This window comes from Bacillus sp. FJAT-28004, from assembly GCF_001280845.1.
Classification (GTDB): Bacteria; Bacillota; Bacilli; order Paenibacillales; family Paenibacillaceae; genus Pristimantibacillus.
In genome coordinates, this window is sequence record NZ_LGHP01000001.1 from 2,181,524 (window position 1) to 2,200,249 (window position 18,726).

The following is an 18,726-nucleotide window of genomic DNA, read 5'->3' on the forward strand; positions in this document are numbered from 1 at the left end:
TAACTGCTAGTAATAATACAGGGAAAGATTTACCTGAAGGCCAAGCGGTGTCATTTTAAGTGGTAATTTTCGTTGTTTTTAAGCGTTGTTTTGCACATCTAACTTTAAAAACCCAGCTGCCTTCACATGAGAAAATTAGCTGGGTTCTCATCCTGAATCTTAGACAAACCCCTTTCATTATTATGCTAACGGGTAACGAATTTCCATCACGACGTGACGGCAGCCGGCCACAGGATCGGCTGCCTTTGTTCGTTGAAGTAACGGGAAGTTATAAAGTTTTTGAGTTACCAGGTACTATATTTTGTTTTACCCTTATTCAGATGGTAAGTTTAACTACCGAAATCTCTCGAAAGCGAAGCTGCAAATTGAATTTTTGTATGCAGAGCTGAGAAAATCGAACGTAGAGGATATCACGAAGGTTGCCTTTGCAGCATGGGAACCAGGCGGTACGCTTTCCGTCTTCGTAAATACGGCTTATCGGGCCGTGACGCCGACGGACCTGAAGCTGTCCACGCAGCCTTTCAATCTGACCAAACCGATCATTATCGACGGCCAGATGGAACATGCGCTTCTGTGCGAGACCGGCAAGGACCGCGCTTGGCTGGAAAAGGAAATTCGGCCGCTCGCCTTGAGGAACGTGATTTTGAGCAATGGTGGACAGCAAGCTGACTTTGCAGGTGCACGCGGTACGGGAGCAGCCAAGGACTTCTTAGTCACTGTGTTGATATTGTTCAAAAAACCGTCTTTCTGCTTTGGAGACGCTTAATCCACCTTTTTCGTATCAGCACGCATATAAATATAAACGGGATATAGCCGTAAATAAAATATAGGCCGACGGTTGAATAGATGTCGGATACCCGTTCAATTGTTCTGTGGTCCATAATGAAATAATTCAAAGCCGTGATTGAGATTAGAGAAACCATCAAGCTAATTCGCGGTCTTATGCGAAAAGCGGTTTTCATTCCGCGGCATACCACCCATAAATATACGGAAGTGCCGGCTAGAACTTTTATAAACCAAATTGAAACCGCAAAATATTCGAGTCTCTGGAGCAGCGGTACTTCAAAGATGCCAATCATATTCAACGTCGGCCATATGGAATGACGCAGCTGATCTTCGGCGAAAAACATAAAAGCCATGATTAAAATAATCAAATACAATAATGTAACCAATATCATTATGATATGCGCCCATTTTTGTGACTTTTCCGGTGTTTTTATAAACGGATAAAATATAAGAAGCGTCTCGAACCCCAAATACTCAAATGCCATGCTTTTTGAAGAGAGTAAAATTTCGGTTACCGAATGGTTCAGCAGAGGCAATAGGTTTAACGGACGCAAAAACGGAAAGGAAAGTAAAACTTGCGGAATAACGGAAGTGAATGAAATAACCGTCGCCCACACGGCTATTCCCGTAACGGAACGGAATCCGCCGGACACAGTGTAGTAGATTAGCAGAACAATAACGATGCTGACGGGTAAAAAACTCATGCTGGGGAAAATCCAAACTTGAACCATTTCAATATAAATTTTAAATTTAACAAATGCCCCGAATACAAAATATAGAACAACGGCAAAGTTTATGAAGTTACCCATAATGTTACCGAACAGCCTGTTGTTAATTGTCACTATATCATGACAGTCATTGGTCGATGATAAGATTTTATAAATCATCCATAAGAGAATATGGATGCTAATCCCCGATAAAATAACGGAAATCCATGCATTGTAACCTGCATGCTCCATTAATCTTCTTTGGTACGTCAGCACTCCGACTCCCACCATGCTGACATAAAGAAGAAAAATGATTAAGTAGGGAGATATCATGTGATTTTCGCCGATTTCATTTTTCACGCCGTGTTACCCTCCCAAAGCATTGCCTTGCTGCCGTCACTCACCGATGCCGGTCCTGACTATGCGAACGTCTACGTTTACTGTCGTTTTTAATGCGTCATATTGATCTTGAAACTCTCTTGCATTCCATTCATGGGATCTGCTTCTTATTAGATCGCCCAAGCCTAGCGGATCCACGTCATTTCTTTTGCATAACGAGATAAACTTTTGAATTTCTTTTTCAAAATAGACTTCCATGCTTTTCTCAAGCGATGCAAGCTGATACTCCGATGTAAGATCAATCCATTGAGGGATATCCTTCACTTGCGCGTTCAGTTTCATGCGGATGGAGACGGAGGCCGGAGATCCGGTGCCAATCACTTTAAATGTTGATTTCGAATCGATACTTTTTATTAAGAAATAATCATCTCGTTTTTGATTCGGTCCTCTCACAGGAACTATGACGCTCCCATTCTTTGAATTTTCAAGCAGCATCTTCAGTACGAAGGCGTCCCTTATGCCAATTTTGGTTTTGAATTTATCGCCTTTAAACAAAGCTAAACCGTCGATTTTAATTTCTTCGCGTTCTACTGTGAAATACGGCAGAAAGACATCCCTTCCTTCGCCATAAAAATTAAAAAACGTTACGTGAAGGTTCATCATCGGCAAGTTTCCGTGCATAATATTTTGTTCTATCATATCGGCTAAAAAATAAGGATCACCCTTAATTTCGGATAGGTTCAATATTTCAAAAGCGTCTCGATCCGCGACGCCAAGGTGCATTCTAGAGGATATTTTGGGATCGCGGATCAGGCTGTCGATTGCTGTTTTAATACCTTTGCGCGCGAACCTGTCTCCGAACAACGCCATTCTCAGCTGTCCATATTCAATCGGGAAGTCAAGTTTTGTGTTTAGCCTTGGCAAGCTGTCGTAAAAGGATTTAGACTCCGTCACGATAAATTCTAACTTCGAGTTTCCTTTTTCTTCGTAATTGGCAATAATAGCACTGCTTGTTACTCCGTTTTCGACGGCATCGTAACCTATAGTTTGGACAATTTTAATACTATTCACAATGTTTATATCGCCGCACGCAGTAATAAATGTACTTAGAACGATAATCAAGAAAATCGCACTTCTCAACTCCATCATTCCCGCTTTCTCCGTCATTCTCTATCCAAATCGTTCTCCCGTTTAAAATGTCCAGGTTTGTATCTGACTAAAGAATTTGGTCTTAAATACCTCGGTCTATCATTAGTAAATTGATACGACGGACGTATAAAGCTATCTTTGAGATCCTGGATCCTTAAAGGATTAATTGGCACGATATACGGTACGCCTAACGAGGTCAGACGGGTAAGGTGGACGAGCAGAAAACCAAGCCCGATAAACAGTCCTGGAGCTCCCCATATAGATGATGCAACGATCAATGGGAAACGTAAAAACCGGATCGCGTTTGACATCTTATAAATCGGCGTCGCAAACGAGGCCAACGCCGAAAAGGCGACGATGATAACCAAAATATTGCTTGTCAAACCGGCTAGGACCGTAGCTTGACCAATAACGATACCTCCTACGATACCTAATGTTTGACCGATCTTTGTCGGCAATCTGGCGCCGGCCTCCCGGAGAAATTCGATCGTTATTTCCAAAAAAAGCACTTCAAGTAGAGGAGGAAAAGGGACGTTTTTTCTAGAGAAAATTAACGGCTCCAACAAATCCCTCGGAATGACCTCATAATGAAAAGTGGTTATTGCGATATACATTGACGTTGCGAATAACGAAAAAATAACACCGAAAATACGAATCATCCTAAAAAATGAACCCAATATCCAAGGCAAATAATAATCTTCCGGAGAGAGGAAAAAGTCAAATAATGTAGAGGGGCCTGTAACAAAATAAGGTGACCCGTCGCTAATAAACGCAACTTGCCCGTTAATTAGCGCATACACGACCCGGTCTCTGCGTTCCGTAGACAGAAATAACGGGAACGGTGTCAATGAGTTGTCCGAAATGAATTGGTCCAATTGAGACGTGTCGAATATAACGTCATAGTCGATTTGCTTCAGCCTTTGCTCTACGGTTTGAACGTATTGCTTATTGGTTACTCCGTCGATGTAAACGATGGCGACTCTTGTTTTGGATGTTGAGCCGATCATGATTTCTTTTACAACCAAGGTTGGGATGTTGATCTGCCTTCGTAACAAGCCGATGTTTGTATCGATGTCCTCAACAAACCCTACTTTGGGTCCGACGACGCTGAACTCGTTTTCGGTGTCATTGGTTTTTCGAAATCCTTCTCTGTTTGATATAGGTATCAATGCGTGTTTGCGATCGTCTTCATCAAGCGCGGCAACTGCGTACCCTTTCAATAGTTTTGCTTGAACGTCCTCAGCCTGATCCGTTATCTCTACGTCTTCAATCGGAATCCAGGCTTTTAAATCCTCAAGCTGCCTGAATTCTGAATCCAATGCGCGGTTTTGCAAGGGAAGAATAACATTTGATTGAAGTGATTTCTCATCGATCAATGTTTTGAAATAGGAGATGCTTAGTCGGTGACTTTCTATAGAAATTTGAATCGTATTAAAGTCGCTCGATTGCTTAACTATTTTTTTTAGTTCTGCTATATCCTTGAAGTCTGTTTTCGCTTTTTCCATGTAATTTCCTCGTATCGGTATTTTAGATAAAGGTATTTTTAACCATAACATCCGCAATTATTCTTGAGATATCATAAATGCCAGTTGGAGTCTATGTCAGAAGAAAATAATGTTTAAGACTCGGCAAATAAAGTTGTAGACTGACGATGCTTCATTAAGCTAACGGGAAAGTACGACAAGTTCTACTATAAGCGTCATACTGCGTGAAATGCAGGAGATTACAAATGATTAATCTCAACTTTACAACCGAGGATGGGAATGACGGAGCCATGTTTCCTGAAACCATCCCGACAATACTCCTGCATGCGTCGTGGCTGTAAGGTCATGGGGTATGAAGTATAGGTAGATTCGGCAGAACGAAGGCTGGAGCCATTCTAATAGAAAAGGTATGCCAACAGATATGCCGCGCGGCTGAAAAACTGGATATGGTGAGAATGTTCCCCAGAAGGAACTGACGAACAACCGGATGTACGGGTCTAAAGTTAGAACATATGGAAAAATATGGTCCATTAAACGGTGGGGTGAGCGGCGTAAAGTAAGAATTTTCTCTATGAAATACGCTATGCCGAACAATGGCGGCATTAAACTCACAGGCCTAGAGGTAGCTCTTAAGTCCAGAACGAAGAGCTAGGTTGTAAGGGACTTGGAAAACAAGGGACGTTGCAACAAGGGCTGTCACCCAAAACGGTTGCTATAAGGCATTTGCCTAAATGCATTTATCCTTGTGAGGGTAGGGGTACGACTGCTGAAGTTTCTGTAATGGGAATGGAGGAACAATCCCAAGTCTAACTGAAAAGAACGATCATTCTCCAAGCGTGATTTGCACCAATCGGGTATGAACGTGGGACTTTCCACAGTGCAAACTTAACGATTTTGGGATACGAATAATCCCAAATCTGTGCGTAACGAGGATGCTTATGATCTAGTACGTTCAGTTAAAGGGAGCGCGGTGAAAGTCGCACGCTCCGTGTGGAGCAGGGGAAAAGCTGGAGATCACTTCAAATGCTTACCTTATGTACGGCTATTTCTCCTGAAATTTCCGATTAAATTACTGGTGGGAACTTCAGGCTTATACAGAGACTGTTCACTCAGATTGAAAGAATACTTGAAATAATAAGCTTGAAACGGTAACAACAGAAGTTGTTAAAGCCGCGCTGGACAGTTTAATTATCGGTATCATGCAGGTGGAGGTACGATCATTCAACCAAATGAATTGCAGTATATATTCATTGCTGGAAGGACATTTAAACCGATAAATGAAAACAAATAATCTATTTTTTGCGGGGAGTAGGTACAATACGAAAAAACCAAAAGACCCACTTAATGGGTCTTTTGGGAAGAACATAATGGTAATCAGCGGTTTGAAAGCATAAAGAATCATTAAGTTCTTCAAATATTATTTATTAGTATCCTCCACCGAAAATACCGCAGCTGCAAGAAATAATCACCAACAAAATAAACAGTACCAGAATAAAACCAATACTATTATTAGCACCACCAACGAATCCTGACATAAAAATCCACCTCCTTGCGACTTGTGTACATTGTAAGTTATGCATTAGAGAAGCTTAGTGACTGGATATTTGTCATGGGGAGGCATTTGCCCAAGACCATTGGCCTATATTATGAATATTAGAGTGTGATAGTGGATGCGTTGTAGGACATTCAATTAGTAACCTAATCCGCAACTTCCGCCGTAGTTTCTGTCACTCACTCTTTCGTGTTTTCTCTCGTTGTTACGTTCATTTATGTTTTCTACCTGTCTATCATTTTTTCTTTCATTGCGGCCTAAAACGCCACAGCTGCAAGCAACAATTACCAATAAAATGAAGAGAACTAAGATCGTACCAATGTTATGAGACATTATTCAAAAAACCTCCTATTATTTAATGAATATATAAATTAGTACCCTAGACCGCAACCGCAGCCATAACCTCTGTCGCTAACTCTATTGTTTCTATTTTCGATGCCTCGTACATTGTTTTTTTCATCGTGTCTATCATCATTTCTTTCATTACGACCTAACACGCCTCCACTACACGCGACAATGACTAGTAGAATGAAGAGAACTAAGATCGTTCCAATATTATGGGACATTATTTTAAAACCTCCTCTTATTTGAATACTATATAAGATATGTTTGAATATATTGATGTGATTGTGTGTTTGTTACAGAGACATAGTTTATATGTCATATGACTAGTGATTGAGGAAAGGTAGGAGAGAATAATCTTTAAAAATGTTATATTAATTAGATGTATGGAGGATTTGAATCAAAAAAGTTAAATCCCCATTTCATCATCCAAGTCTGTAAAAATATTGTATTTTATCCTTTTGTCGAATGAGGCAGGAATTTGCCCTCGAAACACGAATAATATGTATATTCGTTTTTTTTGAATTAATTATGATAAACACCGCAACTTTTCGTTCCCGGGACGGTACAATGCTATATAGCGGTCCGGGAATAATCCGCAGGTGGAGGAGGTTCGCCTGTCATGACTGATTCCCAATTGATACGAGAGATAAAGGATGGCAATGTCGAGCTGTACTCCGAGCTTATGCGGCGCTACCAACGAAAAATATTAGCTTTTATCTATCACATGCTGAAGAGTGCAAAGCTCGAGCTATTAGCTGAGGATTTGTGTTCCGAGACCTTCTATAAAGCATACCGCAGCCTTCATTCGTTCCGCGAACTGGATGCTTCTTTTTCAACGTGGTTATATACGATCGCGCGAAATACGGTACTTAGCGAGCTTCGCAAACAAAAATCAGCGCATGTATCACTTGATGAATCGGGATTCGAGCCTGTCGCTGCGCTTGACGCGATTCCTGAACAGCATGTACTTCGGAATGAACGTATGGCCATGGTGCGAGAGGCGATAAATAACTTACCAGAAAAACAACGCTCAGCGCTTATTCTTCGGGAATATGACCAGCTGGACTACCAAGAAATTGCAAATATTTTAGGACAAACGGTCAGTTCTGTTAAATCACTGCTATTCCGAGCAAGGGCAAGCGTAAAAACGCAGCTGGAGCCGTATTTCGGACAATCGCCGTTGATGGAAGAATTCGAAGGGATGAATACGAGATGAATTGCAACGATGCGCAAGACAAATTCGGCGAATATTGGGATTTATCTGATCACGATGAATTGCGGATAGCGATAGACACTCATTTGCTTGAGTGTAAGACATGTGCGGAGCAGTTTGAGCTGTGGGAAGAGAGCGAGGATCTCATTCGTTTCTTATCAGAGGAAGATGAGAGCCTCGGACCCATTGAACATGTGAATCGAAATGTGATGGATCGCATTTATGCTGAGGAATCTTGGTTAATGCCCGTTCCGCACAAAAGCTATCAGTTTTCGAAGTCGTTTCGCCGCAATATTGCGTTGATCGTTGCAGCCTGCATGGCATTGTTCGCTAGTGCTTTCTTTGTATTCATATTTGATAATCAAGGCAGTGTATCGCAAGCTGAAATTGCCGAACTAAGCGGCTTGATGGATACAGTAAATGCGTCAGGCGATGGGGTAATTACAGCGGGCTTTTATGCAGAGGTTCCGGTTGCCAGCATAAGCGAACCATTCGTTCTAAAGGTGATGCCAGCCTTTCCGCAATATTATGTTGCTTTGTCATTGCTTGGATTAATTATGACGCTGCTTATCTTGAATTGGCTGTCTAGAACTCGAAGCTAGTGCTGATGGATCATAAAGCTCCCTAGGGAGCTTTTGTTGTGTCTACTATATAAAGGAGCTGAATGCTGCTTGTTAATTGGATTAGTACGCCATGGTAAAACAGACTGGAATGCAGAAGGAAAGATTCAAGGACAAACGGATATTCCATTAAATGAGGTAGGCATTGCACAAGCCATAGCGCTTGCAGAGCGTTTAAGCCGCGAAGATCAGATATGGGATGCTGTTATATCGAGTGACCTGCAAAGAGCCTATGCGACTGCACAGATTATTGCGGAAAAGCTGAATATCCCTTTGCTTGAGAGTGATCTGCGTTTGAGAGAGCGGTGTTTTGGTGAAGTTGAGGGAACAAAGGAACAGGAGCGACTTGAACGCTGGGGCACGGGGTGGCGGGATGTCGCAGAGGGTGTAGAATCGAACGCAGAGGTTAGAGCAAGAGGGTTGAGCGCTATAAGTGAATGGAAGCAGCAGTTTCCACAGCGTAACTTGCTCGTCGTTTCACATGGCAGTTTTCTAGCTCAAGTGCTTGAAGAGCTGTGTTCTGGTCTTGATGACCAATATTTATCCAATCTGTCCTACTCCATATTGGAGCTTCGTGAAGAGAAATGGCATCCACAGTTATATAATTGCACTATTCATTTAAACGAAATTTAAGATCCTCATTGAAGCCCCGCCTTTATTTTTTAAAGGAGGGGCTTTTTTTTGTATAAAGTCCTTGCAATCTAGGTTATAAAACATTAGATATTTTCCCATAATGATATCAACTGACGCTTATTCATTACACAATACCCTTACGAAGCGGGGCGCTTGAAGTTACAATGCGGCTTCTGTAGAAAGGAGAGAGCTATGAATTTATCGGATATGCTAGGTTATGCAGATATTCAACAACTTAGCAGAATTGCAGATGTTTACCGATGCGAATGCAACGGACATTCCAAAAACGATTTGATCCAATCCATTCTCTCTACCGTAAGTCGAAATGATGTTTTTGAAGCGCAAATAAGCAGCATGAAGATGGAGGATTTACGATTCCTTAATTCTTTGCTGTTCGAAGCAAGAAACTCCTTTAGTCTGGAGGATTTGCTTGCACGCGTACAGCACAGCAGATTCGGGGAAGAGGTCATCAAACCAGAGTTAGACCCGCCGAAAAAAACAAAACGTACCAAAAAAAAGACAGAAGCAGTCGATAAGCAGCTAAGCCCGCGTGAAATGATAGCCAAATTCAAGCATCAAGGTTGGTTGTTTAACGGCTTCAGTGGACCAAGCAGGTATCTCTTTCAAGTGCCAAACGATCTAAAGGCACGCTTTCGAGATACGTTAGCCAAAAGATTTGCAGCTGATCTGCAATACACGGATGAGCCACCTATATATCGTGATGAGCAAATGCTTATTCATGACGATATCACACATCTGCTTCATTACACGTTCCATAATGAAGTACAGCTAACATCAGACGGCTCGATGTACAAGCGTTTCACCTTGCAGTTGCTTGACCGTTTTGGCGTTCAGGAGGATCTTCCCGCAAAAGGCGCATGGCGTTTTGGGTATGGCAGACATTTTAACCAATACCCGAACCGGTTCTCGTTTGTATACGATTATTGTTATCACGCAAAGTATATTAGTGAGAATCAGACGCTGTTGACCGTGACGGGGGCTGGTGAGGAACGCATGAATAGCAGGCCTTCAGGAGAAGCAGATCAAATCTACCGATTTTGGCTGAAGCTATACAAGGGACCAATTACACATTTACTGTCGCTAGTGCATTGGATAAATACACTAGCTGTTGAGTGGGTTTCGGTAGAATCACTAAGAAATGTGCTTGTTCCGTTCATCAAGCCTTATTTTTACGACGATGCAAATACGATTTTGGAGCAGCGCATTATGGCTATGATGGTTCATTTAGGTCTGCTTCGACTGGGTGAGCATCCGATTTATGGGGCTGTTGTCCGAATGACAAAGGCAGGGCACGCAGTGGTTGCAGGTGTCAGCATAGAGGAGTCAGGTCCAGTAGTTGTGCATTGATTTTGTAATAGAGCAGCCCTTGGAGTAAGATCAAATATGAGCTACAGTAGAAGAATAAGACAGTAAGAGCTTGCTATATTTGATCGATCAGAGAGGGCTGAAGAGATTTGTTGATCCCATACAAAGGCGTAATGCCTAACATTCATGAAGATGTATACATAGCAGAAGGCGCAAAAATAATTGGCGATGTAACGATTGCTGAGAAAAGCACCGTTTGGTATAATGCGGTGCTGCGAGGAGATCTTGCACCTATACAAATCGGTCATAGCTGCAATATTCAAGATGGAGTCGTCGGTCACTTGAATGTGAATCAACCTTTGATTCTAGCTGATGAGGTGTCTATCGGTCATGCCGCTATTATACATGGCTGTACCATAGGCAGAGGCACATTAATTGGAATGGGGGCAATCGTACTTAACGGCGCAGACATTGGTGAATATGCTTTAATAGGAGCCGGTTCGATTGTTACAGAGAACAAAAAAATACCATCCTATACTCTATCTATCGGATCACCCGCCAAAGTCGTAAGAGAATTAACAGAGGACGATTTACAGCGTATGAAAAAGACGATGGAGAGCTACGTGACAAAGGGAGTAGAATATAGGATCTCTTAACGCCGGTTTGGAGGTGTATCCTATGGACAAAATGAAAGTAACGTATGAAGCGATGCTAGGTTTGGCCGCAGAATTTGTGCTTGACGATGCGGTATTGAAATTTCAAACCAACCAAATTTATACGGCAATTGACAAAGCACTGGCCGCAGGTGACGAGGATACGTTTTACCGTCTTGCGAAACAGTTAAATGCTTTAAAAAAATAGCGAGTGTCGTCCTTTTTGTTAATGACGATTTAGCCAAGAAGCTTCCCAATCAAATTCGGATGATTATGTTCGGTTTTGATTCAGGGAAGCTTTTTTCTGTAGATTGGGTTTGGCAATCAGCAGAAATGGAGTTAACATAGAAGCAGTGATGTTGATAAAGGCTGCAATTATGTTAAGGAGTGAGAATGGAAACGATGAAATTTAGTGAAATAACGAGAGAACAATGGGAGGAGTTAAGTCCTTATTTGGATACCTGTCTGCTTCCTGTGACTGGAATGCCGAATACTGCAAAGCCGTATGAGGCGACAGAATGGCTCGAGCAGCTTAGGGACATAATGGATTTAATAGAAATCCCTTTTAAAGGACGGGTGGTCACTTATCCTGCTTGGCATTACATATCCGACAGCGAGCGTCTTTCAGAGCATTTAAATGAATGGTGCGCTGCAGCGAAGCGCGGTGGATTTCGTTATGTCATTGTGGTAACCGCAAATAAACAATTGATTGTCGAATGTCCAGAGGTTGATTTATGGTTTGGTCCGAGTAACGAAGGTGAGCTGCCGCTGCAATCCGATGTTTCGAATGCTATCCGAAGTTTATGGAGTGGACAGGCTACATGAATTTCATAAAATTGTCGTATAATATATTCAGATTTCGGGGAAAACAAATGCCAGACAAGGTCAAATGTGACAAAATGATAACAAATTATTGAACGATAATTTGATAAACGTTCAAATATGAAGCCATATTCTTGACGCTCCCAAGCACCTAGGCTATTATAAGTTATGTCCTAGTTCGTCATGTGTTTTTGCCCTGCGGCAAGACGCGAGATATGGTTGGCAAAGGGGGTTAGAACAGAAGATGAGTAACCATGAACAACACGAGACCGCGCATCGACCGGTTCAGCGCAAAGAAATGTCCCGGCGTCAATTTTTGTCATATACGCTTGGCGGCACAACTGCATTTATGATGGGCGGCGCGGTATTACCAATGGTTCGTTTCGCAGTGGATCCACTCCTTAAGAAAAAGGGCGAGGGTACATACGTAAAAGTTGTGGAAGAGAGCAAAATTACGACCGAACCACAAGAATTCAAATTTAAAATTCATCAGATCGACGGTTGGTACGTAAGTGACCCAGAGCTTGCAGCTTGGATTTCGAAGGATGCGAATGGCAAGATCTTTGCACTTTCACCAGTATGCAAACACTTAGGTTGTACGATCGGATGGAACACAAAAGGTCAAAATGAATACGATTGTCCTTGTCACGATGCGCGCTACACGAAAGACGGGAAAAACATTACAGTTGCCCCGAATCCATTGGATGAGTACGAAGTGAAGCTTGAAGACGGCTTCGTGTACTTGGGTCCAGTAATGCCGAATACAAGAATGAAATAAGGAGGTCGTATGGCAGATGTTTAAAAGTGTTTACAACTGGATCGACGAGCGTCTTGACATTACGCCTCTGTGGAGAGATGTAGCTGACCATGAAGTGCCTGAGCACGTTAACCCAGCGCATCATTTTTCCGCATTCGTTTATTGTTTCGGCGGTTTGACGTTTTTTATCACCGTAATTCAAATCTTGTCCGGTATGTTTTTGACAATGTATTATGTTCCGGACATTATCAACGCATATGCAAGCGTTGATTACCTGCAGCACAAGGTTGCATTCGGACAAATTGTTCGCGGCATGCACCATTTTGGGGCAAGCTTAGTCATTGTTATGATGTTCTTACATACCCTTCGAGTGTTTTTTACCGGTTCTTACAAAGCGCCGCGCGAAATGAACTGGGTTGTCGGAATGCTAATCTTCTTCATCATGTTAGGCCTAGGATTCACAGGTTACCTGCTTCCTTGGGATAACAAAGCTTACTACGCAACAAAAGTTGGTGTCCAAATTGCTGAATCCGTACCGGTAATCGGACCATATCTCGCTTCATTCCTTTACGGCGGTGATATCGTAGGCGCGCAAACTCTAACTCGCTTCTTTGCGATCCATGTATTCTTCTTACCTGGCGCTTTGATCGCAATGTTGGCTGCGCACTTTATCATGATTCGGAAACAAGGTATTTCGGGACCACTTTAAGCGAAGGGAGGCATACTTATGGCGCATGGTCATAATTCGAACGAGAAGGTTGTCTATGTTGGCGACTCGCGTGTTAAGAAAAACAACCATCCGAACATTCCGCCAGACTACACGTCTTTCCCAGGTAAATCGGAAGCGTTTATTCCAAACTTCCTGCTTAAGGAATGGATGGTCGGCTGTGTCGTATTGGTTGGTTTTCTAGTATGGGTCATTGCTGAGCCAGCACCACTAGGCTATCCAGCAGATCCTACGAATGCGGCATTCATACCGATGCCGGATTGGTACTTTTTATTCTTGTATCAATTTTTGAAATACCCATATGTTTCGCAAGATTACATCTTGCTCGGAACAGTTGGTATTCCTGCAATCATGTTTGGTGCGTTGTTACTTGCACCATTCCTCGACACTGGCAAGGAGCGTCGCTTCTACCGCCGTCCGATTGCATCCTCATTGATGGGACTAACACTTGTAGCTTGTGTTTATTTGACAGTTGTTTCATGGGATCACTACCAACATCAACTTGAAATCAATGGTCAAGTGCCTGAACATCATGAGCGTGAAGAGAAGGCGCGTGAGGCTGCATTAGCAGGCCAAGAGCGTCCGAACTACACGAAACCAGCGGTTGAAGCTTCACTTGTTGATGCGAATGATCCAGCAATGAAGATTGCTGAGCAAGCGAAATGTATTTCATGTCACGCTGCTGACCTAAAAGGCCAAGGATCAGTTCCTAGTTTAGTTGGGGTTGGCGATGTTTTGTCTAAAGAGCAGCTTGTGGAAGTTGTTACGAACGGTCGTAACGGCATGCCACCATTCGCTGATACTTTGTCTGCCGAAGAAATTGATCAGCTGACTACTTGGCTGTCCAAACAAAAAGCGGCAACAGAATAAATCTTAAAAAGAAAAACCTGATCGTATTACACGGTCAGGTTTTTCTTCGAATATATGCCCTTTCTATGTTAAAGCGAAGGAGAAGTGATTCATCATGCTCGCTATTTTTTGGAGCCGTGAATTTTTGCTAAGCCGACCATTTTTGTGGTTGTTGTTTATTGTTAATTTCTTTGGAACGGTTTATGGCTACATCTGGTACGAAGGACAATTAGCTGAAACCTTAAATAGCCATCCTTTGTGGCAAATTGTTTTTGTACCTGATTCTCCGACAGCAAGTTTGTTCTTCACTATTGCTCTTCTTTATTTTTTGTTTCCTCCAAAACGCTCTTACGGCCTCGTTATGATTGGACGTTACATTATAGAAGGGTTAGCTGTTGTGTGTTCAGTCAAATACGGCATTTGGGCTGTATCGATGATTTTAGCGGGAGCATGGCAGGGTTCTGAACTGAATTGGCAGCATTACATGCTTATGGCCTCCCACCTTGGAATGGCGTTTGAGGCTTTGCTTTTCTTCAGATTTATGAAAGCAGGGGCATTCTCGCTTATTATAGCAACTGGATGGCTTCTTCTAAATGATACGGTCGATTACACATTTGGAATTTTTCCGTATCTTGCAGATGAATTGCAGGATGATTTAACAGCAGTTCGCATGTTTACATATGGTTTGTCGATCTTCAGCTTATGTGCGGGTTTACTCGTTTTGCGTTTTAGAAAGAAGGTATAACGATGGACATCCCCTCATAAAGTGTACTATGGGGGGATGTCCATGAAGGTACGATTTATAATTCCATTCGTCTTATGTATCGTCATGACGATAGGTTATGTTAATTTAGTTTGGGGTAGCGGAGCAGCGCTTCAAGCATATGCAACGATGTTGACGCCAGATCCGGGCAAACAAGTTCAACGTCTGGATGATATTGCAAGTTCGTTATATGAAGCAGCTTATACAAATAATCGACAAGCGGCTTATCAATATGTCCAGCAGCTTCAGCAAATGGTTGATGGAGGACTTAAATACTCATCAGGAAATGCTGATGGTTGGGTGGCGGTTGAAAAAGATGCTAGCGCGATTGAGAAAACGCTCGTAAAAGGCTCAATAGGGACAAGCTGGTTTCTAGAAGCAGCGCGGCTTAAGCTAGCAGCTGATGCACTTGCGAGGCCTGAAAACGCGTTGTGGCTGCAATATGAAAAAATTATGCTGGACGATATTTCTCGGGTAGAAAAAGCTTGGAAGCGACAAACTGATGATGGAGCGATAGCAGCACGTGCTGTAATGATAAGTTTGGAACAACATGCGAATCGCATTAAACCTGCTGTGAGTATGCTGTATGGAAGCAAACATGAAGCAGAGCTGACTGAACGGATTCAATATACAAATCGACTGCTGGAAGCATCTCGAAATGATAAAAATAATAATGCTCAGATTAATCGATCTTTGCTTGAGTTAAAGGAAACGCTCGTTCGATTGTTTAATCAGAACCAATTGGAAGCAGATGTTCCCGTTGTCGCTGCAGTGCCAATCTCGAATCCACTGCGCTGGACACTATTTTTAGGTGCTTTTATTTCAGCCATCCTTACCTATACAGGGTGGAGAAAATACAAAACAAATCCTTTTGGAGTCAAGCCTTTAACCTAAATGGCCGATTTCTCAAAAGCTCGAAAGTCGATATTGCGTACATTCGATTTTAGCGGCAAATTCGTTGCTGCTGAACGACGCAATAGACGACTTTTTTGCTATTCAGAGAAAGCTATTTAAAAACATTGATTTTGTTTAGGTCTTTAAGTTAACATATGAATGTATAGCTATCGACAGAAAGGAAAAGTACAGATGTCGGAAAAAACGTTGTCAGATATTCAGCGAGAAGTTGATGATTATATTTCTCAATTTAAAGAAGGTTACTTCAGTCCACTTGCATTGATGGCAAGAATGTCTGAAGAAGTGGGCGAGCTTGCTCGCGAGGTGAACCATTTTTATGGAGAAAAACCAAAAAAAGCCGATGAAGCGGATAATTCCGTTGAAATGGAGCTTGGAGATATTTTATTTATTCTTTCGTGCTTCGCTAATTCACTCAATATAGATTTAACCGAAGCGCATAATAAAGTCATGCATAAGTTTGCTACTCGCGATGCGAATCGGTGGACGAAGAAAATAACCGAACAGTAAACAAGCTCCATACATATGCTGTACCATCAACCTGTGTACAAGGAGGATGGGCGGATGGATGGAGAGAGCTGCATGAAAAAAGCCTATGAATTCATCTTTAATAGTGATTTCGAGCAAGCGATATATTGGTTTGAGAAAGCCATTGAGGTTGAACCGGAGAATGCATTCTATTATCATACATGCGCCGTATCATGCGCTCGAAGCGGAAAATGGTCAAAAGCCAAACAGCATGCAGAAACAGCAGTTAGGCTTGAGCCTGAGCTTGCAGAGTATAAATATCATCTGCAAACCGTTGAAGCAGGAATTTTGCAAGCGGAAGCCAATTTTCTGCTGACAAAAGTGCCGCCAGAGTTGCTTGAAGCTGCACCATTGCTGGAGAGGGCAGCATTGCTTGATCCATTAAACTTCGATGCATTTTATACGCTCGGCGTTTTGTATGCTTCTCTTAATCAATACGATAACGCGGTAATTAACGCAAGGGAAGCCATGCGGCTTGATCCCAGCCATTCGGCAGCGAGAAGGTTATTTGCTGACGTTAATCGTAAGAGGCGAATGCTGCGATTTCAAATGGATGCATCAAAAAGAAAAAGGAACAGGTGATATGATGTCGACACAAAAAATACGCGTGGCAGTAGCTGGTGCAAGCGGGAGAATGGGCCGTGAAGTTGTAAAAATGGTGCTGGAGGACGAGTCGCTTCAATTGGTGGCGGCCGTCGCTCCATCTGCAGGTCCAGTTGACGCAGGTTTGTTTGCTGGAAAAGCCGATACTGGAGTCGTAGTTAGCGCAACACTTGAGGAAGCACTTCAAAAAGCGCAAGCAGATGTTCTAGTTGATTTTACAGTGCCACAGATGGCATATGGCCATACCAAAACGGCAATTGAATCGGGAGTTCGTCCTATTATCGGGACAACTGGTTTTACTCCTGAACAAATCGTGGAGTTGGACGAGCTTTGTCAAGAAAAAGGAATTGGCGGCCTAATCGCACCTAACTTCTCTATCGGTGCTATTTTGATGATGAAGTTTGCTGCTGAAGCTTCTAAGTATTTACCGCATGTTGAAATCATTGAGTATCATGGTGATCAAAAGTTGGATGCTCCATCCGGTACTTCAATAAAAACTGCAGAATTGATTTCACAGGTACGTAAAGAATTTCGTCAAGGGAACCCGCAAGAGGAAGAAGTCATTGAGGGTGCGCGCGGCGGATATTATAACGGCTTCCGTATACATAGTGTAAGACTTCCTGGCGTATTTGCTCAGCAGGAGGTTGTGTTTGGCGGCTATGGGCAAACGCTCAAAATCCGACATGATTCTTATGATCGTGCAGGCTATATGCCTGGTGTAAACGTAGCAGTGAAGAAGGTAATGACGTATAGCGGTTTAATTTACGGATTTGAACATATTATGGATTAGATTAATGGGCAGCAGGAGAGGGGAACGGCATGTTGAACATTGCATTCATTGCGCATGATCGGAAGAAAGAGGAAATCGTTAATTTTGTTATCGCGTACGAGAAAGTATTTGTAGGGCATCAGTTATTTTCAACTGGCACGACGGGTACTCGTATTATGGAACAAACAAACTTATCCATTCATCGGTTTATGTCAGGACCCCTTGGCGGCGATCAACAAATCGGCGCGATGGTAGCACAAAACGAAATGGATTTGATTATCTTTTTGCGTGATCCATTAATGGCACAGCCGCATGAGCCGGATATTATTGCTTTGCTTCGTTTATGTGATGTACAAGGCATACCAGTTGCGACAAATGTAGCGACTGCTGAGCTGCTGGTAAAAGCACTTGAGCGCGGTGATTTCGCTTGGCGCGAGCTCGTCCATAAATATAAACCAGGTATTGAATAATGACGGCAGAGCTGGATATACTCGTTTTTGGCGCACATGCGGATGATGCTGAAATTGGAATGGGCGGTACGATCGCAAAACATGTACATGCTGGTTATAAAGTTGGCGTATGTGATTTGACGATGGCTGAGATGTCCTCCAATGGTACAGTCGAGCTGAGAAAACAAGAAGCAGATGAAGCATCAAAAGTGCTGGGACTGCATGATCGTACTAATTTGGGTCTGCCTGATCGGGGTTTGGAGCCTACACGCGATCAAATCGAACGTATCGTGGCAGAAATTCGCTATTTTAAGCCTAGAATTGTATTTGCACCCTATTGGGTAGACCGTCATCCTGATCATGTGGCTTGCAGCAGATTAATTGAAGAAGCTGTGTTCAACGCCAAGCTGCGCCGCTATATGCCGGAGTTGCCTGCCGCTTCAGTATCACAGCTTATTTATTACTATATAAATGATGTAGATCAAGTATCGTTAACCGTTGATATTACTGATTTTCAAGCGACAAAACGAAATGCGCTTTTAGCTTATCGTTCACAATTCGATGCGGCAACTGGTTCCGACCGAGTAGCTACGCCGCTCACGAATCATTACATTGAACGAGTAGAAGCACGCGATTCGTTACTTGGACAAGCAAGAGGCTGGGCATATGCAGAGGGCTTCGCAATTAAGCGCCCTCACGCCATACAATATTTTTGACAATTCGTACAGCTCTTGTGTAAT

At 42.6% G+C, this 18,726-nt stretch carries 24 protein-coding genes and 1 pseudogene; 19 read left to right on the forward strand and 6 right to left on the reverse strand.

The features are described from left to right. The first annotated feature begins 301 nt into the window (after positions 1 to 301). The gene (locus AC787_RS09220; protein ID WP_054024500.1) at positions 302 to 766 is read left to right on the forward strand and encodes a DUF421 domain-containing protein; all 465 of its coding nucleotides are present in this window, start codon (positions 302 to 304) and stop codon (positions 764 to 766) included. Here AC787_RS09220 and AC787_RS09225 read toward each other — a convergent pair. From AC787_RS09225 to AC787_RS09235, 3 genes are read right to left on the reverse strand one after another with little or no spacing between them, the layout of a single operon-like run. After that, positions 732 to 1,853 carry a GerAB/ArcD/ProY family transporter gene (locus tag AC787_RS09225; RefSeq protein ID WP_054024501.1) on the reverse strand — a complete coding sequence of 374 codons (1,122 nt, stop codon included), beginning with the start codon at positions 1,851 to 1,853 and terminating at the stop codon, positions 732 to 734. The two genes, AC787_RS09220 and AC787_RS09225, sit on opposite strands and share 35 nt — an antisense overlap. 36 nt (positions 1,854 to 1,889) lie before the next feature. Continuing rightward, positions 1,890 to 2,981: a Ger(x)C family spore germination protein gene (locus AC787_RS09230; RefSeq protein WP_161807525.1), complete on the reverse strand. Its 1,092-nt coding sequence runs from the start codon at positions 2,979 to 2,981 to the stop codon at positions 1,890 to 1,892. Between the two features lie 14 nt (positions 2,982 to 2,995). Then, positions 2,996 to 4,486 carry a spore germination protein gene (locus tag AC787_RS09235; protein WP_054024503.1) on the reverse strand — a complete coding sequence of 497 codons (1,491 nt, stop codon included), beginning with the start codon at positions 4,484 to 4,486 and terminating at the stop codon, positions 2,996 to 2,998. Positions 4,487 to 5,533: 1,047 nt separating this feature from the next. Between AC787_RS09235 and AC787_RS35200 the strand changes: the two are divergent. Then, positions 5,534 to 5,664, forward strand: a pseudogene (locus AC787_RS35200) (ATP-binding protein); the annotation flags it as partial. Positions 5,665 to 5,889: 225 nt separating this feature from the next. Here the strand turns inward: AC787_RS35200 and AC787_RS33165 are convergent. The 3 genes from AC787_RS33165 to AC787_RS33750 form a co-directional block, all read right to left on the reverse strand. Further along, positions 5,890 to 6,000 carry a sporulation protein YjcZ gene (locus tag AC787_RS33165; protein ID WP_082360686.1) on the reverse strand — a complete coding sequence of 37 codons (111 nt, stop codon included), beginning with the start codon at positions 5,998 to 6,000 and terminating at the stop codon, positions 5,890 to 5,892. A gap of 155 nt (positions 6,001 to 6,155) precedes the next feature. After that, positions 6,156 to 6,350, reverse strand: coding sequence for a hypothetical protein (locus AC787_RS34360; protein WP_054024505.1), 195 nt, complete (start codon positions 6,348 to 6,350; stop codon positions 6,156 to 6,158). Between the two features lie 38 nt (positions 6,351 to 6,388). After that, entirely contained in the window at positions 6,389 to 6,583 is a 195-nt protein-coding gene (locus AC787_RS33750; protein WP_152970612.1) for a hypothetical protein, read from the reverse strand. A 398-nt stretch (positions 6,584 to 6,981) separates the two neighbouring features. Here AC787_RS33750 and AC787_RS09250 point away from each other — a divergent pair, with 398 nt between their 5' ends. From AC787_RS09250 to bshB1, 17 genes are all read left to right on the forward strand, one after another. Continuing rightward, complete coding sequence (locus AC787_RS09250; RefSeq protein ID WP_054024506.1) at positions 6,982 to 7,578, forward strand: RNA polymerase sigma factor; 597 nt, start codon at positions 6,982 to 6,984, stop codon at positions 7,576 to 7,578. Then, positions 7,575 to 8,177, forward strand: coding sequence for an anti-sigma factor family protein (locus AC787_RS09255; protein ID WP_054024507.1), 603 nt, complete (start codon positions 7,575 to 7,577; stop codon positions 8,175 to 8,177). Before AC787_RS09250 ends, AC787_RS09255 begins: the two co-directional genes overlap by 4 nt. A 69-nt stretch (positions 8,178 to 8,246) precedes the next feature. Further along, complete coding sequence (locus AC787_RS09260) at positions 8,247 to 8,828, forward strand: histidine phosphatase family protein (protein ID WP_054024508.1); 582 nt, start codon at positions 8,247 to 8,249, stop codon at positions 8,826 to 8,828. 192 nt (positions 8,829 to 9,020) lie between these two features. After that, on the forward strand, positions 9,021 to 10,196 hold the full coding sequence (locus AC787_RS09265) for a hypothetical protein (RefSeq protein WP_054024509.1): 1,176 nt from the start codon (positions 9,021 to 9,023) through the stop codon (positions 10,194 to 10,196). 107 nt (positions 10,197 to 10,303) lie between these two features. Next, complete coding sequence (locus AC787_RS09270; RefSeq protein ID WP_054024510.1) at positions 10,304 to 10,810, forward strand: gamma carbonic anhydrase family protein; 507 nt, start codon at positions 10,304 to 10,306, stop codon at positions 10,808 to 10,810. A gap of 22 nt (positions 10,811 to 10,832) precedes the next feature. After that, a complete protein-coding gene (locus AC787_RS09275; protein WP_054024511.1) occupies positions 10,833 to 11,015 on the forward strand; it encodes an IDEAL domain-containing protein in 183 nt (60 codons plus the stop codon). A 185-nt stretch (positions 11,016 to 11,200) separates the two neighbouring features. Next, positions 11,201 to 11,632: a DUF2487 family protein gene (locus AC787_RS09280; RefSeq protein WP_235560937.1), complete on the forward strand. Its 432-nt coding sequence runs from the start codon at positions 11,201 to 11,203 to the stop codon at positions 11,630 to 11,632. A 241-nt stretch (positions 11,633 to 11,873) separates the two neighbouring features. After that, entirely contained in the window at positions 11,874 to 12,407 is a 534-nt protein-coding gene (locus AC787_RS09285; RefSeq protein WP_054024512.1) for a ubiquinol-cytochrome c reductase iron-sulfur subunit, read from the forward strand. Between the two features lie 16 nt (positions 12,408 to 12,423). Further along, positions 12,424 to 13,095, forward strand: coding sequence for a menaquinol-cytochrome c reductase cytochrome b subunit (gene qcrB, locus AC787_RS09290; RefSeq protein WP_053376377.1), 672 nt, complete (start codon positions 12,424 to 12,426; stop codon positions 13,093 to 13,095). 18 nt (positions 13,096 to 13,113) lie between these two features. Next, a complete protein-coding gene (locus AC787_RS09295) occupies positions 13,114 to 13,983 on the forward strand; it encodes a menaquinol-cytochrome c reductase cytochrome b/c subunit (protein ID WP_054024513.1) in 870 nt (289 codons plus the stop codon). A 91-nt stretch (positions 13,984 to 14,074) separates the two neighbouring features. Next, complete coding sequence (locus AC787_RS09300) at positions 14,075 to 14,707, forward strand: DUF1405 domain-containing protein (RefSeq protein WP_054024514.1); 633 nt, start codon at positions 14,075 to 14,077, stop codon at positions 14,705 to 14,707. 42 nt (positions 14,708 to 14,749) lie between these two features. Then, positions 14,750 to 15,619 carry a sporulation protein YpjB gene (locus AC787_RS09305; protein WP_054024515.1) on the forward strand — a complete coding sequence of 290 codons (870 nt, stop codon included), beginning with the start codon at positions 14,750 to 14,752 and terminating at the stop codon, positions 15,617 to 15,619. Positions 15,620 to 15,811: 192 nt separating this feature from the next. Continuing rightward, on the forward strand, positions 15,812 to 16,147 hold the full coding sequence (locus AC787_RS09310) for a nucleotide pyrophosphohydrolase (RefSeq protein WP_054024516.1): 336 nt from the start codon (positions 15,812 to 15,814) through the stop codon (positions 16,145 to 16,147). 54 nt (positions 16,148 to 16,201) lie between these two features. Next, positions 16,202 to 16,747 carry a tetratricopeptide repeat protein gene (locus tag AC787_RS09315; RefSeq protein WP_054024517.1) on the forward strand — a complete coding sequence of 182 codons (546 nt, stop codon included), beginning with the start codon at positions 16,202 to 16,204 and terminating at the stop codon, positions 16,745 to 16,747. 1 nt (position 16,748) lies between these two features. Then, positions 16,749 to 17,558, forward strand: a complete 810-nt coding sequence (dapB, locus tag AC787_RS09320; RefSeq protein ID WP_152970613.1) for a 4-hydroxy-tetrahydrodipicolinate reductase — start codon at positions 16,749 to 16,751, stop codon at positions 17,556 to 17,558. A 29-nt stretch (positions 17,559 to 17,587) separates the two neighbouring features. After that, positions 17,588 to 18,007: a methylglyoxal synthase gene (locus AC787_RS09325; protein ID WP_200930707.1), complete on the forward strand. Its 420-nt coding sequence runs from the start codon at positions 17,588 to 17,590 to the stop codon at positions 18,005 to 18,007. After that, positions 18,007 to 18,702 (forward strand): bacillithiol biosynthesis deacetylase BshB1, encoded by a 696-nt coding sequence (gene bshB1 / locus AC787_RS09330; protein ID WP_054024518.1) that lies wholly within the window; start codon positions 18,007 to 18,009, stop codon positions 18,700 to 18,702. The genes AC787_RS09325 and bshB1 overlap by 1 nt, the downstream gene beginning before the upstream one ends. Positions 18,703 to 18,726 lie beyond the last annotated feature (24 nt).

Excerpts from the sequence above, each read along its gene's own strand:
- AC787_RS09265 (WP_054024509.1), top strand. The coding sequence starts at position 9,021 with ATGAATTTATCGGATATGCTAGGTTATGCAGATATTCAACAACTTAGC.
- dapB (WP_152970613.1), top strand. The coding sequence starts at position 16,749 with ATGATGTCGACACAAAAAATACGCGTGGCAGTAGCTGGTGCAAGCGGG.
- AC787_RS09325 (WP_200930707.1), top strand. The coding sequence starts at position 17,588 with ATGTTGAACATTGCATTCATTGCGCATGATCGGAAGAAAGAGGAAATC.
- AC787_RS09275 (WP_054024511.1), top strand. The coding sequence starts at position 10,833 with ATGGACAAAATGAAAGTAACGTATGAAGCGATGCTAGGTTTGGCCGCA.
- AC787_RS09250 (WP_054024506.1), top strand. The coding sequence starts at position 6,982 with ATGACTGATTCCCAATTGATACGAGAGATAAAGGATGGCAATGTCGAG.
- AC787_RS09280 (WP_235560937.1), top strand. The coding sequence starts at position 11,201 with ATGGAAACGATGAAATTTAGTGAAATAACGAGAGAACAATGGGAGGAG.
- AC787_RS09235 (WP_054024503.1), bottom strand. The coding sequence starts at position 4,486 with ATGGAAAAAGCGAAAACAGACTTCAAGGATATAGCAGAACTAAAAAAA.
- bshB1 (WP_054024518.1), top strand. The coding sequence starts at position 18,007 with ATGACGGCAGAGCTGGATATACTCGTTTTTGGCGCACATGCGGATGAT.
- AC787_RS09305 (WP_054024515.1), top strand. The coding sequence starts at position 14,750 with ATGAAGGTACGATTTATAATTCCATTCGTCTTATGTATCGTCATGACG.
- AC787_RS33165 (WP_082360686.1), bottom strand. The coding sequence starts at position 6,000 with ATGTCAGGATTCGTTGGTGGTGCTAATAATAGTATTGGTTTTATTCTG.
- AC787_RS33750 (WP_152970612.1), bottom strand. The coding sequence starts at position 6,583 with ATGTCCCATAATATTGGAACGATCTTAGTTCTCTTCATTCTACTAGTC.
- AC787_RS09315 (WP_054024517.1), top strand. The coding sequence starts at position 16,202 with ATGGATGGAGAGAGCTGCATGAAAAAAGCCTATGAATTCATCTTTAAT.
- AC787_RS09295 (WP_054024513.1), top strand. The coding sequence starts at position 13,114 with ATGGCGCATGGTCATAATTCGAACGAGAAGGTTGTCTATGTTGGCGAC.
- AC787_RS09230 (WP_161807525.1), bottom strand. The coding sequence starts at position 2,981 with ATGATGGAGTTGAGAAGTGCGATTTTCTTGATTATCGTTCTAAGTACA.
- qcrB (WP_053376377.1), top strand. The coding sequence starts at position 12,424 with ATGTTTAAAAGTGTTTACAACTGGATCGACGAGCGTCTTGACATTACG.
- AC787_RS34360 (WP_054024505.1), bottom strand. The coding sequence starts at position 6,350 with ATGTCTCATAACATTGGTACGATCTTAGTTCTCTTCATTTTATTGGTA.
- AC787_RS09285 (WP_054024512.1), top strand. The coding sequence starts at position 11,874 with ATGAGTAACCATGAACAACACGAGACCGCGCATCGACCGGTTCAGCGC.
- AC787_RS09255 (WP_054024507.1), top strand. The coding sequence starts at position 7,575 with ATGAATTGCAACGATGCGCAAGACAAATTCGGCGAATATTGGGATTTA.
- AC787_RS09310 (WP_054024516.1), top strand. The coding sequence starts at position 15,812 with ATGTCGGAAAAAACGTTGTCAGATATTCAGCGAGAAGTTGATGATTAT.